The 15,475-nt window shown below is 41.7% G+C and carries 21 protein-coding genes; 4 read left to right on the top strand and 17 right to left on the bottom strand.

Going from position 1 to position 15,475, the window contains the following annotated elements:
- The first annotated feature begins 86 nt into the window (after positions 1-86).
- Positions 87-725, top strand: a complete 639-nt coding sequence (locus CTT30_RS22665; RefSeq protein WP_252037842.1) for a TfoX/Sxy family DNA transformation protein — start codon at positions 87-89, stop codon at positions 723-725.
- Positions 726-795: 70 nt separating this feature from the next.
- On the opposite strand, the gene CTT30_RS22660 is transcribed toward CTT30_RS22665, so the two are convergent.
- A complete protein-coding gene (locus tag CTT30_RS22660; RefSeq protein ID WP_252037840.1) occupies positions 796-1,155 on the bottom strand; it encodes a hypothetical protein in 360 nt (119 codons plus the stop codon).
- A 137-nt stretch (positions 1,156-1,292) separates the two neighbouring features.
- Entirely contained in the window at positions 1,293-2,489 is a 1,197-nt protein-coding gene (locus CTT30_RS22655) for a hypothetical protein (RefSeq protein WP_252037838.1), read from the bottom strand.
- Positions 2,490-2,801: 312 nt separating this feature from the next.
- Between CTT30_RS22655 and CTT30_RS22650 the strand changes: the two genes are divergently transcribed.
- Positions 2,802-3,215 carry an H-NS family nucleoid-associated regulatory protein gene (locus CTT30_RS22650; RefSeq protein WP_229631521.1) on the top strand — a complete coding sequence of 138 codons (414 nt, stop codon included), beginning with the start codon at positions 2,802-2,804 and terminating at the stop codon, positions 3,213-3,215.
- A 75-nt stretch (positions 3,216-3,290) separates the two neighbouring features.
- Here CTT30_RS22650 and CTT30_RS22645 read toward each other — a convergent pair whose 3' ends face one another.
- Genes CTT30_RS22645 through CTT30_RS22630 form a run of 4 tightly spaced genes read right to left on the bottom strand, consistent with a single transcriptional unit; the run spans position 3,291 to position 5,729 of the window.
- On the bottom strand, positions 3,291-3,608 hold the full coding sequence (locus tag CTT30_RS22645; RefSeq protein ID WP_252037836.1) for a hypothetical protein: 318 nt from the start codon (positions 3,606-3,608) through the stop codon (positions 3,291-3,293).
- 30 nt (positions 3,609-3,638) lie between these two features.
- On the bottom strand, positions 3,639-3,833 hold the full coding sequence (locus CTT30_RS22640; RefSeq protein WP_252037835.1) for a hypothetical protein: 195 nt from the start codon (positions 3,831-3,833) through the stop codon (positions 3,639-3,641).
- A gap of 47 nt (positions 3,834-3,880) precedes the next feature.
- Complete coding sequence (locus tag CTT30_RS22635; RefSeq protein ID WP_252037833.1) at positions 3,881-4,846, bottom strand: hypothetical protein; 966 nt, start codon at positions 4,844-4,846, stop codon at positions 3,881-3,883.
- Positions 4,847-4,871: 25 nt separating this feature from the next.
- Entirely contained in the window at positions 4,872-5,729 is an 858-nt protein-coding gene (locus CTT30_RS22630) for a polyamine aminopropyltransferase (protein ID WP_252037831.1), read from the bottom strand.
- A gap of 205 nt (positions 5,730-5,934) precedes the next feature.
- On the opposite strand from CTT30_RS22630, the gene CTT30_RS22625 reads away from it, so the two are divergent.
- A complete protein-coding gene (locus CTT30_RS22625; protein ID WP_252037829.1) occupies positions 5,935-6,714 on the top strand; it encodes an EAL domain-containing protein in 780 nt (259 codons plus the stop codon).
- A 127-nt stretch (positions 6,715-6,841) separates the two neighbouring features.
- Here CTT30_RS22625 and CTT30_RS22620 read toward each other — a convergent pair whose 3' ends face one another.
- From CTT30_RS22620 to CTT30_RS22605, 4 genes are all read right to left on the bottom strand, one after another.
- Positions 6,842-7,294 (bottom strand): hypothetical protein, encoded by a 453-nt coding sequence (locus CTT30_RS22620; protein WP_252037827.1) that lies wholly within the window; start codon positions 7,292-7,294, stop codon positions 6,842-6,844.
- A gap of 195 nt (positions 7,295-7,489) precedes the next feature.
- On the bottom strand, positions 7,490-7,876 hold the full coding sequence (locus CTT30_RS22615) for a hypothetical protein (protein WP_229631512.1): 387 nt from the start codon (positions 7,874-7,876) through the stop codon (positions 7,490-7,492).
- Positions 7,877-8,488: 612 nt separating this feature from the next.
- Positions 8,489-9,292, bottom strand: a complete 804-nt coding sequence (locus CTT30_RS22610; RefSeq protein WP_252037825.1) for a hypothetical protein — start codon at positions 9,290-9,292, stop codon at positions 8,489-8,491.
- Between the two features lie 2 nt (positions 9,293-9,294).
- A complete protein-coding gene (locus tag CTT30_RS22605) occupies positions 9,295-9,621 on the bottom strand; it encodes a hypothetical protein (protein WP_229631508.1) in 327 nt (108 codons plus the stop codon).
- Positions 9,622-9,925: 304 nt separating this feature from the next.
- On the opposite strand from CTT30_RS22605, the gene CTT30_RS22600 reads away from it, so the two are divergent.
- Positions 9,926-11,113, top strand: coding sequence for an AAA family ATPase (locus CTT30_RS22600; protein WP_252037823.1), 1,188 nt, complete (start codon positions 9,926-9,928; stop codon positions 11,111-11,113).
- Between the two features lie 479 nt (positions 11,114-11,592).
- On the opposite strand, the gene CTT30_RS22595 is transcribed toward CTT30_RS22600, so the two are convergent.
- The 7 genes from CTT30_RS22595 to CTT30_RS22565 form a co-directional block, all read right to left on the bottom strand.
- Entirely contained in the window at positions 11,593-12,555 is a 963-nt protein-coding gene (locus CTT30_RS22595) for a hypothetical protein (RefSeq protein ID WP_252037821.1), read from the bottom strand.
- A 30-nt stretch (positions 12,556-12,585) separates the two neighbouring features.
- Positions 12,586-12,843, bottom strand: a complete 258-nt coding sequence (locus tag CTT30_RS22590) for a hypothetical protein (protein ID WP_252037819.1) — start codon at positions 12,841-12,843, stop codon at positions 12,586-12,588.
- Positions 12,844-13,145: 302 nt separating this feature from the next.
- Positions 13,146-13,640 (bottom strand): hypothetical protein, encoded by a 495-nt coding sequence (locus tag CTT30_RS22585; protein ID WP_252037817.1) that lies wholly within the window; start codon positions 13,638-13,640, stop codon positions 13,146-13,148.
- 46 nt (positions 13,641-13,686) lie between these two features.
- Complete coding sequence (locus CTT30_RS22580) at positions 13,687-14,046, bottom strand: hypothetical protein (RefSeq protein WP_252037815.1); 360 nt, start codon at positions 14,044-14,046, stop codon at positions 13,687-13,689.
- Positions 14,047-14,289: 243 nt separating this feature from the next.
- Positions 14,290-14,679 carry a hypothetical protein gene (locus tag CTT30_RS22575; protein ID WP_252037813.1) on the bottom strand — a complete coding sequence of 130 codons (390 nt, stop codon included), beginning with the start codon at positions 14,677-14,679 and terminating at the stop codon, positions 14,290-14,292.
- 90 nt (positions 14,680-14,769) lie between these two features.
- The gene (locus CTT30_RS22570; protein ID WP_252037811.1) at positions 14,770-15,030 is read right to left on the bottom strand and encodes a hypothetical protein; all 261 of its coding nucleotides are present in this window, start codon (positions 15,028-15,030) and stop codon (positions 14,770-14,772) included.
- A 76-nt stretch (positions 15,031-15,106) separates the two neighbouring features.
- Positions 15,107-15,454, bottom strand: a complete 348-nt coding sequence (locus CTT30_RS22565; protein ID WP_252037809.1) for a hypothetical protein — start codon at positions 15,452-15,454, stop codon at positions 15,107-15,109.
- Positions 15,455-15,475 lie beyond the last annotated feature (21 nt).

Genomic DNA, 15,475 nt, shown 5'->3' with positions numbered 1-15,475 from the left:
ATAATAGCAAAATTAGTATTCAACACAAAATCATCAAAATGATTCTGCAAATGTCACAAGAGACATTCTGATTCAAAGAGGAAAATATGATTCTGGAGCCTGCTGTAAAAGCGATTCACGCCAGCATTAATCTGCCTAACTTAGTAGCCAGACCAATGTTTGGTGGCATTACGTTCTTTTCTGACAACATACCATTTGCTATGTACCAAGAAGGGGATTTTTACATACGCAGTAGCGAATCGCGTAAATCTGAGCATATAACAGCTGGGCGTAAACCATTTGTTCAAGAGAAACGCCACGCTGCAAAAGTATTAGAAGTTAAAACAAGGTATTACCGTCTCTCATCTCAAGAGCTGGTGGACACAATACTACTTAATAAGTTGGCCCACCAAGCCTACACTGAGTCCAAACAAGATAAACTCGAACAAACTGAGGTTCCTGTCGTACGCATCAAAGATCTGCCCAATATGCAGCTAACGACTGAGCGACTACTAAAAGGTGTGGGTATCACAACCCCAGAGCAAATGCGTCAAGAGGGAGCGGAGGCGATCATTCAGAAGCTTCAAGAGGCACAGCGCTATGTATCAGAGGATCTAATCCACAAACTGCAAGGGGCGATAACGGGTAAACACTACCTTGTCGTCAAGAACAACCACATAAACAATAACAAACTACCTCACCACGTAGCGTTCGAGAGCTCGGCAATAGATAGAAATCGTGCATAATTAATTTGCATCACCATGCCATGAAAGATAAAAAGCCAGCATCGAGCTGGCTTTGTTTGTATTTAGCACTCTAAAGCATTGGAGCAGAACGCTCGACCTTGCGCCTGTATGTTCGCAGTTTTGATTGTAGCTTTGATGGAGTAAACAGCTGAGTTGAAAACAACGAGTGCTCTTTATTGACTACCTCAATAGCTTGCTTAAGTGTAAGTTGTGGCTTCTCGCGCAATGTCGCTATCACTGCATTCTTAAATTCTAACTCTTCAAGAGCGGACAAACAGGTATGCTCCGTTTGCTTTGTTCGCATGTAACGAATAGACAAGCGGTAAAGTATAGCGGAAGGAATCGCAGCTGCTACAACTGCAAAAGAACCTGTTATTAATGCAGACAACACCGATTCGTGTGAAAGAACATACGTAATCATCTCATTCATAGTAACACCTCAATTAACTGACCATATTATTTTAACACAAATAGATGTCAAAAAAAATGCCTAACTCAAAATGAAGAGCTAGGCAGTAAAGTGTCAGTTGAGGTAGTTCTTATTGTGCAGTAAGGAAGTGTAGCTATTTATCGATTACGCCTTAGACGCAATAAACCCATGGCCAAAAGAGTAAGAATCCCGATTGAACCACCACCGCCGCCACCGCTAGTAGACGCTGTAGAGCTATCACCAGACCATGTCGTGTTTATGGCAGTAAGGTCTACTAATGAATTCATGACCTCTTTTTCAGAAATCGCGACCGCATAAACCTTATCGTCGTAAGGGTCGGCATCGTTAAACATCGCATGGATAGAGCTGAAAGGAACGGTAACTGTCTTAGATGTTTCATTTGCTGCAAAAGCAACTGTAACTGGTTGTAGCTCATTACCAACAGTTGCGTTAGTGCCACTGATATGAAGATACGCATTGATCGCGCTGGTGGTATCTTTGGTCCGTGTCACAGTGAACTCATACTCGCTTGTAGACGTATTTTCAGACACAGACATTGTCATCGTGTTCATGTTCAAATATGAAGCATGCGCTGGAACCTCTGGGGCGAAGGTGTTGATGTGACTAACTACGTTGCCACCCCCAGATGCACACCCAGATGCACCACTGATTTTCTGAGTCACAGTGCTGGCATTATTTACAAAATTCGAATCCATTAATGATGCAGAGCCATCATCACAGGTTTGACCATACCCAAAGCTATTGCCTGAACTGTTATACTCAAACAAAGCCGCATCCGAAGCGGTATGACTTGCACCTACAGCTGCGTGTAACACTTCGTGAGCCATAAAGTGTTTGTAACCTGATGCTTCATAACGGTTCAGAATATTACCTGTTACCGCCACCTTCTTGTAGTCGGTGCCGCCACCGCGTAGGCCGACGAATCGAAACTCATTAATAGCTTCTCCGTAACCAGAGTTGCCATTGAATGTATCACGCGCTATTCCTAGCTGAAGGTGACCGGCATTATCCGTTGACGCCTCCAGAGAGCCAGAAGACATATCGTTAAGTAACCCAAAAACATTGTAGTTTGCCGCAAAGGTTGCTTCATCCAAGGCTTCTATTTTTGCTGGCACTAATACCAGGTTTGCACTTGAATCAGAAAAAAGGGTGTTCGCCGCATCGATGCTGCGATAAAAGCCAATAATTTCGCTAGAAACTAAAATGCTTGAATCAGAGGTATACCCCTCTGAGTAAAAAAGAGAGATTTCTAGATTGGTTGCGCTGGCTGCAAAGCTTGCTGTCAATGCAGTAGCCAATAAAAGACGCTTCATGAATAGACTCCGTATTTAACTTGTTAACTGACCATATAAACTTAGCGCAAATAAATATGATTCACAAGCGATTTATTAAAATTTTGGATTTGAGATGCTCGCCGTCTCCAAACGGCTACACATCGTGCTAATAATTTCATAAACTTTGAGTCACGTCATACTGGTTTTGTTTTTATGTGTAAACTGTCACTATTTCAATAAATCATATATAAATCGCTGAATTGGATTAGCTTTGAAAGGTGTCATTAACATCAGATATGGAATAAATTTACCAGTTGTTACTACCTAGAATAAAATAATGAGGGTTGTCTAATGGAAAGTATTACGAAATTAATGTCACGCAGGAACCTGCGTGCAGCGATTAAAAAAGACAGTGTCACGCACGAACAATTAGAGAAATTCATCAACCTGTTAATGGAAGAGGCGGAGCCACTCAAGAAAGCTGAAGAGGAAGCGAGAGCTAAGAAAGAAGAGCAGGATCGTCTTATCGACGAAATGATTAAGAAAATTCATGATGCCGATATTTCCACTCGTGATTTTGTGTCGAGATTAGAGCTGGGCCAAACGGCAGGAAGAAAAAATAAACGCACTGTCCAACCAAAATACAAATATACGGATGGCGGCGTTGAAAAGACATGGACCGGACAAGGTAGAACACCCGCTGCTATGGAAGAGCAAATGAGTAGCTCCGGAAAGACATTAGATGATTTTCTGATCACCTCTTAACCAAAAACTTTTGCAGAAAAACCTTTTGATGTAAAGCGAGCAATATGCTCGCTTTATGTTTACTGGTGGTGCAGCTTAGATCGTGTTTGCGTGGCTACCAATAAAATGCACTCTCACGGACCACAAGAAATGTAAAGTTGAGGTAAGAACTAAGCCTAGCATAGCCATATGTGCTTGCGAGTTGGTAATAGCCCCATAACTAAACTCAAACTCTGAAGCGGGGATAATAATAGCCGAAAAGAATACAGCCATTGTAACAAAAGCAGCCCGCACTCCCAGCTTAAGCGTCGATAAGTAGTAATGTGCAGACCAAATGGCACAGGCAAAGGCAGCCAGACTAAATGGATCGTAAAACAGGAACAGTGGTTGCCCTAAAAGATAAAGTTTTATCATCCTTCTTTCCCCTAAACGTAAACCAATGCTCTAATGAGATTTCTCAACCAAATCAATGTCAAACTTCTCGATGATACCGTACTTTTCCAAGTATCCCCCAACCAGACGTTCTTGAAAGGCCATTTCAGTTAACGAGCAAGCGAGAAATTTAAAACGGGTCCACTTCCAAAACATAGCCCCTCTTAAATACTTGCCATCACTATTGCGTCTAATATAGTACTCCACAGTCGCCTCCTTGCTCATGTTGGAACTTAATCTAGCGTACAAGTGTATTATGTCGGTGTTGTTTGCGTTTCCGCACTGCCTCCACCAACAATAGAAGCCTTTACAGGTATCCATCGGCTTCCAACTGGCTTGTCCTGGTGTTCATTTCTATAGTACCTTTCGTCCACTAACTGTCGATAGTGTGCACTTCTTATATGCTGACCACGGCTACTTGTATTGTGTTCACCACCTAACTTAAAAACGGTTGTACGGCTACCCTTTAATTCATGCTTCATGAGGCCAAGGTGTTTGGGTTTTTTAGCTAAACCCACAGGGAAACCATCTCGCAAATACTCACCTTCGGTTATATGGTTAAACAGCGACATAGAGACAACCAACTTGAGGGAGACTGCCAGCCTCTTTTTCTCATCAGCTGTGAGGGTCAGGGCCGCTCCGTAGTGGCCAACAACATCGTGAATGCGTTCTGGATCGTTTGTACCGGCAATTTCTTTCAATTGAGCGCCCGAGACACCCAGTGTTAATTTTTGATTGTGTTTAGCCATACTGTCAGGGATAACAATCGTAAAAAGCAGCTGCTCTTCGTTAACTGGTGCACCCAATACTGGTTGATTAAATGCATCTGCGATCTGCTTGGTAGACTCAGTTCGACTCTCATAGTCACACACCATAATTGGCAGTATCGGCACTCCATCAATCTGTAAATTGGTCGTTGGTGAAATGGCAAAAACACTGCGGTGTAGTGGTAAGGAGTCCATCATAGTACCACTAAACTTCATTCGATATAGATACTCAGCATCTTCATTATCGATAAACACGTAGTTCCTACCGCTGTTCACAAACGCCAGCTCCATGAGGTTGATATCATGGTCTATGCTGAAGCTATACTCAACGCCATTATCTTTAATGAATGCATCGTTTAACATAGAGAAGTATCGCTCAGGTGCTATTCCTGCTTGCTGTGGAGCGGTAAGAAAATCTTCAACACTAGTGCGGTAGCAACGATATTTCTTCATTCTTAAATTATTTCCTTATTGTTGGTTAGTAACCCATTCTGCTGCCAAGCGTATCGCGTAGATTCATTGATACCAGTATGCATATTTCGAAATATACATTAAAAGCACGCTTGTCTAACGTTTTTGCTGATATAGGCATTGGGTGAGTTTCAACCACCTTAGCAAAGTGATTTTTTAGCCGTGCCATACGGTTACCTAACTGAGTTGGCTTAACATCACAACTGCTCGCGAATGACTGACATAGGTGAAGCTCTATCCCCCAATAATCAACGCACTTAGCCCTTAATTGAGATTGAAGGCGTATTGCATCATGATAAGCTTGCTCGGTACCCAATTCTGGCCATATATCTATCCAAAGGTAATCGACTCCCCTCAAATCAGCGACCAGGTCAACAGGAAGAGCTGCGCGACAATCAGCACAAACCATTCGCAATCTTCCAGTTTTAATATTCTCCAAAACGTATTGACGTTCTGAATCATCAAGTATATCAGGGAAGCTTTTCAACAATGTATCATCGATATCAATAATCGTTAGCTGTTTTACACTAGCTTTGCGCAAGATACTTAAGGCTATCATTCCCAACCCCAACCCAACGACAACTACCCGCCCTTTTGCTGAGTGGTGCGCCATTAAGTGCGACTCAATCTCTAGAGGTGTTAATGACATCCATGTTTCGCCATCTTTTAGAAGTGCTACTCCTTCACCTTCCTCAGATAAGGCACTGAAGTAACCCTTTACTGGGCGATGAGTAAAACGTTTGAGTGACCATTGCCCTGTTTGGCAAGAATCCTTTCGATAGCTAGCTAGTTTAGGCAACCCTGAAAAGTGCTTACTTAGCTTTTTTTGCAAAACATCGCCATTTTTAATGGTAAATGAGTTCATAAAGAGTGGATACCAATTGATTGTTAACTGACCAAATAAATATAACACAAATGAGTAAATTAGCCACCTCATATTACTCTAATCGAATACATTGAGTTGCATTTCACGCTGACACACATCACATCGCCATGGATTACATTGGCTGATAAATGTACACTGGTATAAATTTATATCTGTATTGCTAACATAAATTACACGGAAGACAATGATAGATCATAGCGAACGTATCATAAACGCCATCTCAAACAGAGATATGCAGGCCGCGCTACAACCTGTGGTTAATGTATCAACTGGCCGTTATCACTCATTTGAGGCTCTAGCTCGTCTTGCGGCCATTGAAACTTCCAATTTAATTCAAGTATCAGAAAAGTGTCAGTTGGGACACATTGTAAGCCTTCAAACTCTAGAAGTAAGCCTCATTGCAACAAGTGGAAGGAACTTAGCGATAAACTTCAACCTTTCCCCAGATCAACTTAGTCGGCCTGAAATGGTCGATAAGGTACTAGCATTAATTGATAAGTACGACTATCCACCAAATTTGTTAACCATTGAACTCACTGAGCAACCTTGTGAGTCCAATCAACTGCTCATGGCGGCTATTGTTCCATTGGCACACAAAGGAATAAATCTGAGTCTGGATGACTTTGGGGTTGGTAGTCAAAATATAGCGCGTGCGCTTGAGTTGCCGATCAATCAACTAAAAATTGACCGCTCCTTAATATCAGATATTGATAAAAAATCTTTCAAGCAAGATGTTGTGGAAGCAATTATAAAAATAGCACGAAGTTCAAACGTGGAAGTGATCGCAGAGGGTGTGGAAACACGCAATGAGTGTGAGTTTCTTATGTCCATAGGGGCAGTTTTACAACAAGGCTACTATCATGCAATGCCGAAGCTGTTTCCCTACAGGCTGAATGAAACAGATGATTTACTTGTTGACCCTTCCCACCTGGAAGAACAGTGGAGGACACAAATGCTTGCGTAACCCTCCTTTTCATGTAATATAAAAAAGCAATTGTGATAAATAATTGCTTGGCTATCCTGCCAACTGACGTTTTTTTATGTTTTGTTGTTTACTACATCCAGCCTCAGTAATTACTGAGGCTTTTTTTTTACTGAATAGCACTCAGATCGAATTCCAAATCAAAAACTCCTTTATCTAATTCCGACAAAGCAACCAACGCCCTTTTCTCCGCTGCAATCAAGCTTGCTCTGTGCTCAGTCTCAGCCAGATTGGAAGACGTAAAATTTATTGACTTAGACCTTTTTTTTGGGCGCCACTCACCTGATGAAAAATCATACTCAGGCCACTCTATCAAAATTCTATGGTATGGACGGCCACGTACTCTCACAACGGTTTTTCGAGCACTTACGCCGCAACCAAAGGTAAGCCTGTCAAGGTATCTTGGTATGGATAGAATCAAATCCGTGCGTTCTTTTCCATAGTAACGCTCCACAAAGTGCCTAGCAGCCTTCTGCGCCACAAGCTTAGGATGCTTCCATTTCCTTGCTCCAAAGTAACCGCTAAAGTCATCTTCATCGTTCCAAATTGCAGGAATGTTCACAATGAAAGCGCCGTCTCGTTTAGAGTCAGGCCAAACAAATAAGCTTCCCCTATTGAATTTCCTAGGCATAGTTACTCTCACTCTGGGTTTTACTGCAAAAGCTCGCCGTGCCCTTATTCGAACCATAATAGAACAAATGGGTAACTCCCTTAAGTAGCTCCGCATCCGTAATATCGAGTCTTTGAGTTCTCATATCTAATGGTCCTGTGCTCGTTTCGCGCTTTCAAAGAGATAGTTGCACACTGCGGTCTTGATCGCGACTCTGATATCTTTAATGCGTTCACCTTCTGCCATCAAAGGCTCAATGCTAGGGGCATTACATGTGGTTGATTTCTCCAGCTGAAAAAATTCCCCCTCGGAATTAGCGTACACCCATACATTTGGCGGTGACTCTAAAGCGCTATGAATGTATACCTTGACCCAATCAACTGCGGTGAGCACATCTACGTTACTTGATGACCTGCCATCTTCTAACAACACCAGTACAGGAGTTGTTGAGCTGGTGGATGAGTCCACGAAATAATCAAAATTGCAAAACTGCTTCGGTCCAAGCACTGGAAGAGATACTGGAATAGCGTTCATTTTTCCCCTCCTATGTTTGTTGCTAGCAGTGTTTTGCCAGGAGTGACCACAAAAACGCAACACAAAAGCGACTCAATAGGCTTATCGACTTTTGGAACAATCTTTACACGTAAAGCCATTAAATACTTGGCTACACTGATTATGCCCTCATAGCAGTCAAAGCTATCTCGAATCCCTTCCTTTGCTTTAAACACACTTAGTTGAAAACGCTCAAACATCTTTCTGGCCTCTGATTATTAACTGACCATATTAATTTAACACAATCAATTGCGAATTGGCAATGTATGGAAAAATAGTAAGGTCAGTTAGTGGGGTTCTTATGTTTGATGAAACTCCAAAGGACTTATTGAGTGATTACGAGAGATAGCGAGCGAAACGAAACCTCATTCCTATATTGCATAAAAACCAAGCAATTACGTTTTGGGAAGAATTAGTTCGTTGACTCTAGGGAAGCATTAGGTATAAACTAAACTTGTTGCACTAATCGCATAGTACCTCCGTGTTAACTGACATTTTCACGTTTGTTCTTTGGGACAAAGCCTGTTACAAAAGCGAGCAACTCTAGAAGGCCACTCACTTTGGGTGGCCTTCTACGTTTAAGTCTCTTTATAGTCAGTAGTCCGCACTCATTAGCTCACTATCCATAAGTATATTTGCTTCTTCATGCATAGATTTGGCTATGACTTTATCGACTGCATCACGACATACCGCCTCCAAATCCACTGGGTATGCGAACGGCATATCACTTGAGTCGTAGCTGACAGGAAACTTACCAGCCCTACATTTAGCCATGAAAACGTCTGCTTTTGTGGGGATACTCGGCTTTCTAAAAGCCTCCGCAGCTAACAAAGCTCCATCTTTACTGTCATCATAACTACCTTCTGAATATAAGAAGGTGATTTCTCGTTCATCTGGAAGTTCTTGGGTAGCGGCAATTATATGAGCCCTTATCCTTTGGTTGATCTCATGCGAATGCAACCAATGGCCTTGGTTAATGGCTTTAATGTGCTCATTGTGAAGTTTCTGAAACTCTTTAGCTTCATCGGCCAATTGGCTGGACTGCATTTGCGAAACCACCAACCTAGCCCTTGAGCTCAAAACCGCAACATACTCATCAACATTTGACTGGAGGTTGATGCATTTTGCATATGCTTTATAAAGCTCCACTACCCTCTCTTCAGTAATGTTTGCCTTGCTCATGAATTGGCCCTGCACGGTCTTACGAACCATTATTTGAGCGGTTGTATTACCTGCTAAAGCGTTATACAAGTCCGTTCTAAGCTCTAAGGTCAATTCAACATTACTACCTGCACTGCATTTGACGACACTATCAGGTAACGGTGGAACAGGGTCATTACTACATCCGAGTATGGAAATTGCTATAACTGTCAGAGCTAAGTGCTTTAACAGAGACATGTTTAGTTCACCTTATCAAGATAGTTGTCGACACATTTGGTGTATTGATCGTGAAGCTCTACCGCACGTTCTTCAGTTACTTTCGCTGATGCCATGAATGCCCCGACTACTAAGTCTTCAATCCCAGCGGAAACATTGATGCCTTCTGATAAATTTTTGCTCATTTTTGCGGCAATTGACGCAGTTTGACTACTAGAGAGCCCTGCACCACATATAGTAACGGCATTAACTACCTGCTGATTTGGCTTAGATGAAGGGGTCGAAGGTGACGTAGTTGAGCATCCAGTGAGTGCTAAGCCACATAGAAGAGTTGTCATAGGTACTTTCATTTTGTTGCTCCTTGCGAAACGCTATCTCCAGGCACCTGTCGCAGAGCAACTAATTGTCGCTTTTTATATGAACTAGCCTGGTTATAACGTTGTTATTGTTGAAAGTTATTTTGCGTCAGGGATTTAAAATACACCTGAACTATGAGTATAGGCACAAGTTATTCTGTGACCTGATAATATTCTCATTGGTGAGATCTAAACGGCACTTGAGATAAAGAGTATAAGGTTGACATTGTAGTATTTAAACTAAATACTAAACTCTAAATACTAATCACTAAATACTGAAGCTCTTAGAAGGCTCACTATGAAAAGACGTTCTAATCCATTTGTATTTTCTCAAGTCGCGGTCAACGAAAATTTTTGTGGACGAAGTGAAGAACTGAACAAAATTATCTATCGTATCGAGACTGGACAGAATTCTCTCGTTCACGGTTTGAGGCGTTTTGGCAAAACAAGTTTGATCCAATCTGCTTTCACAGCCATTAGCAAAAATGGATTTCTGCCTGTTTATGTAGATCTTAACTCTATTATGAATGCCGATGACTTCGCACAAGCGTTCTATGCGTCAGCAAGTGCTGCTATGCGGTCAGCTGGTGGATTCAGTATCGAGAATACGGCGAAAGAACTGAGAGACTATTTCCGAAAGGTAACTTTTGACATCACGCTTTCCAGTTCCGGCGAGGCAAGTTTCAAACCCGTACTGGCCAACTCCTCTACTCGTAGTTTCGACGAGTACTTAGAAGATACGATGATAGGGCTGAACGAATATTCGAAGCATCACGATGTAAGAGTGGTTGTCGCATTAGATGAATTTCAGGAAATAGCTCAGGTCACTGATTGTCGTATCGATGCCAAATTGAGGGAGTTTTTGCAAAGAAGCGACAATGAAGTGTGCTTCATTTTTAGTGGCAGTAAACGTCACATGCTCAATGAACTGTTCCACAACGATTCTGCGGCTCTGTACAAAATTGCAGTAGGCTTAGAGATTAAAGCCATTGATGAGGCTGACTTCTTCAAATTTGTTGCTGACAAAATGAACGCAGAAATTACTCCGGAAATTTTCCATTTAATCTACCATGATATTGCACAGGGCGAGAGCAAGCTGATCCAACAAGTCTGCCATCAGCTATACATGAATGTCATGTTCAACCCTGAAATAAAGACGATAGAGCACAGTCACGTTTCAGAGGCCATTAATGAGATACTTGATGCTGATGAAGCTCTATACAGTATGCTGGAGAAAAAACACAGCCCCTCTCATAGACTGGCCTTGCAGCACATTGCCAGGTGCGGAGGAATCAACCTGTTTACAGAAGCGAACCTAAAGGCGTCTGAAATGAGCAAGCCCACCTTACAGTCTGCGTTAAAGCAACTCATAAAGTCGACAGAGAAACAAATTCAAATTGTCGATATAGAAGACAATCGATATTTCATACCAGACCGCTCATTCGAACTATACCTTAGACGTAAAGTCCTTGGCCAATTGGTGTGAGGAAGCGGTACCGATGTGTAGACCTATAAAAACCACCTGTGGATGGGACGTATACAGTTTGTATCATGTAAAGTCTCATCGGCACATTACTGTTTGGGATCGGGACTATCTGGTCGATCTAAGACTCGTTGAATGCGAAGATGGCCAATCATTTATTGTCAATGAAAGCTCTTCATTGGTTGATGAGAAACTCTTCGAGCTATGTTCTGAAAAGTATCAACCCCCTTTCATGTTGAATTCTATAAATGAAGCTGAAGAGGTAGCCTGTAAAATCATAGCAAAGCAAACATCATTGGAGTTCGAAGAGCTATATCCATACTTCGAATGAAGCAGCAATAGTTAGGTTTTTCTAGAAAACAAAAAAAAGGGGTGTTAGGTGGTTTGCATATGTATAGTGTTAACGCTATCCACTCACTGAGAGCTAAGCAGGTATAAGCCTCATATACACTCCTTCTGCATCGATATGTCTAACTCTATGGTTACTCTGTGCTATACGGAACACTGATTGCGGTGCACTTCTCCAACCTGTCAATTAAGTCACTTGTCGTGGCCTCGACATAGAATGGGTGCTCTTTGGGAGTGTCACTGGTTAAATACAGCTTATTGCCGAATGTCGATAACGATAGTGCGCTAAACGTATTTCTTAGTTCAATAAGCTGAACAACTCCATCTACGTCTTTGGCTGAAAATAAACCACCATGTGTTGATATATATATTGCATCGTTGACGAAGCAAATGTCCGTATATGCTAAGCAAGGAGCATCAAGAAACGCATAGCTACGATCATTAATTGATTTCTTAGCAATATAGCCATTATACGAAACAACATATAACTCACCTTCCGGCGACTCCGCCATACCATTAATGATTGCTTTGGGCATTTCTACTTCTTCAGGTTCGTCTTTACCCGCCAACAACCATACCCTGCCTTCTTCAGTGCCAACGTAGATGTTGCCAGATTTGTCCACACAATAAGAAATGGGGTCTTTTGAAATCTTAAGATCATGTTCTAGCTTTCCATCAATATATATTAAGGCTTGTCCACTTTTTGTACAAAATATGACGGTGTTAGAGTCATCAAAACCTATAGCCAAACAAACCCTACTATCCGCCACTCTCTCTAAAGAGTATACGGAAGATATATCTGGTTCGTAGCAAGTTAAATCCTGGCGCTTAGGAAAACGTGACTGAAACCCTGGACAATTAGTTATCACATGCCCGTGTTCACCCGCTATATAAACATACTGGTGGCTAGAGTACGCAATAGAATCATACATTGCGTTACCAGTTACCAATAGTTTGGGGTAGTCTTCTCTCTCAGAATAGTAATAAAGATGTGTATGCGGCAATGCAGATGGGTCAGTGGCATTTACTAACGTAAAAAGCTGTTCGGTATCAGATATTGGCTTAACTGAATTGATAAATATGTTTTGTTCATTCATTTAGGTTTCCGTTTACCCTTTGCTTTGTAATTAGACAATGTAAGCAGCATACTTTCGTAAACGACACGCCCATATTGGCAAGTCAGCAACATGCACCGTTACAAACTGTTCAGCTCCCTTGAAAGGCTTAACTAGTCGAGACTTTTTTAGTAATCCTTCTTGTTCGGCTTTTGGTGCAAACAATGTCACATATACGCAGTGGCCACCAACATTAGGTTCAACGACTACTTTCCCTCTTGAGCAGTTTTCTTGCAGTAGTTTTAATCCAGCTTGTAATTCTGTATCCATACGAACGTTTCCTAAATTAATTACGATTGAACTTTCTATCATGAAATCCTAGTTTCCATGCAGTTGCTTCATCTGAATCAACTGCATAATCGTGTTGTTCTTCTGTCATGCCTGTTAAATGAGCTTCCCAACCTTCACGGTATCCTTAGAATCCTTTCTGCTTTGTAATGCAAAAAGGATTGCAAAAAGAGACAAAACTACTGGGATATACTGAATAACTTCCTTCATCATATTAACGCTCCCTTAAGCTGCTCGTCAGCCCTGACCTTGTTCTCAATCGCTTTTGTGGAAACTTTGGGTCCCTATCTTTCCACTTCGCGTATGACGTCTTCTGATAACAGCAAAACTTCTTGCCATGTAAGAGTCGAGGCATCCACATTGAATTTGGTTTGAACGAACCAGGTAAAATTCTCCAGATCATCGTTCCTTGTATGGCTATACTTCGGCAGCTCAAACCGTTCGGCCAACATTTCATTTGAGTCAGGGAGACGAAGCGTGATGACCTTAAAGTCAGTAACTAATGTATGAGCCGCAGTAAAGGCTGATATCGATTTTAGCCAATATCGACCAGCTGATTGGCCAACTGCAAGCATTCCGATCATCAAGAAAGTAACGAGCAATATCTTTCTCAATGTAAAATGCCTTAAAATATCGTGTGATTCGTAGTAGGTACGACCTTTAATGGTGATGCGAATTGAGAAAAAGACTAATAATGTTAAATAACCTAGCGATACACTAACGAAGACTGCACTTAAGGTCTGAATGTTACTAGTACTCATCGAGTTAAAATCAATCATTCACTTTCTCTTTTGTCGGAGTTATATCCACCAACTCAATTTCCTATCATTGGTTCTTAGTCGGACTCTTACCAATCCATGATTCAAAATGATGCATTCGATCAGTTAAATATGCAGAATCGCGACCGATAACAACTTCGAACCCAATACTCTTCCAATCTTCTTTTGTCGGGCTATAACCTGATACCCACGGCCACATGCATTGCGGCTTACCGCATGCATTCGAGTAACGGAGGATGTCTCCTTCTTGAGTGCGAGCTGACGTAAAATCAAGAGTTACATTTCCTGAAGACATCAGTGTAACTATTGCCGAAGTGAAAATTTCAGGAATGTTCGGTGGTTCCCAATCTGTAGTAACATTTCGCTGTACTGCTGGTTCTAGTTCACCATATTTCTTGAGTGTCATGATTTATAAATACCTTGTTGCACAAAAAACCATTTTCCAATATTGGTTACATATTATGTAGTGTGTTACTAGCGTCTAAAATATCAGCATAAGTGAATAGCGAAGAACTGTTTGACCAGAGTTTGTGGTTATCGAGTACGTCTACTATGCCGTTATACTAATGCTCTATCGCTTCTAGACGCTGCTTCAGGGCATTAATCTGGTTCGCATTGCTCTTGTTGATTGCTCTCATAAATTGTCCTGCTATCGAATACTCACGACGTTTTCAGTGTGGTAATTTGTGGTCGGGCGCTGAATCTCCCAATGCAAGGGCTGATCGTTTCTAATCGCGACATAGTATTTACCATGGAACAAATAGCCTTTTACTGCGTGATTTAAAGGGATTTCGTAGCCGTCACTACCCATACCTATGTCGTTCCACCAAAAGCACGTTAGGTTCACGAGCTTTACAGGGATAGCATTACCAAACACACAATCCTCATCAATCACACCGCCAAATGGCATGTATCTCAGGCTGCCATTCTTTCGTAGGGCCGGAATGGCATTGCCCGTTATGGCATCTCCAGTAATGACTTTTTCGTCATTTATCAGCACATTCCCGTAGTGATAACGATGTCTAATGCTAACGCTCATAGCGAAATACCCCATTTGATTGTTTTGCACAAAAACCTATTTTCCTATTCGTTCGTGCCCGGGCAAACCAGCTCAATTTCCAATGTGTAGTTAGATGCCTTCATAGGACAGGTCAACCGCGTAAAAGTGGTAAGTTAACTCTGCTCCTTGGTTCCTCGTTCGAATGCCCGCAACCGATACAATACAGTCATCTTTTCCATATGCGGTGTATGTTTCATTTACTTCTTTGCCATTATCATGATCGATAACGACAATATTTCCAGCCTTGCTTTGTTCACTCTTCCAGTTTTCTGCGCTTTCAGTAATCAGAGGTAACACTTTTTTGTCACCTGATAGTCTCATTTTAGTCATCCAGTTCTCCATAAACCCCTACAGGGTTCCTTCATTGCTATAATTCGGTAGTCAAGACTGCTGGGTCAATTTCCCATCACTGGTTTGCTAGTGATTCGACCACTTTTTCAAGGTCAATGCTGGAAACTTCGCCTCTTAGTCTAAGTGGTACCTGCATATCAGTATCGGACTGGACATTAAATCCCATAATATTCCAATCACTATTCTGTACTTTGTGGTTGGCAATCTTGTTTCCACATCGAACTAAGAAAACGGATTCAGTCTTATCTTTGTGATAACCGTGAAACTCGCAACCCTCTTTCACATACAATGTAGTTCCATAAGATTGGTACTCAATAACCTCTATATCCAGCTCTATGTTTTGTGACGCCAAGGCTGAGAAACTACAGGTAGCGAGGATGATAAATAGTAGCTTTAATTTCATACGATTTTTCCTATTAGATAG

The organism is Vibrio coralliilyticus (assembly GCF_024449095.1).
In the GTDB taxonomy this organism is placed as follows: Bacteria; Pseudomonadota; Gammaproteobacteria; order Enterobacterales; family Vibrionaceae; genus Vibrio; species Vibrio coralliilyticus_A.
Note: the sequence above shows the minus strand (reverse complement) of the source record. Positions and strands in the feature narration are given on the sequence as shown.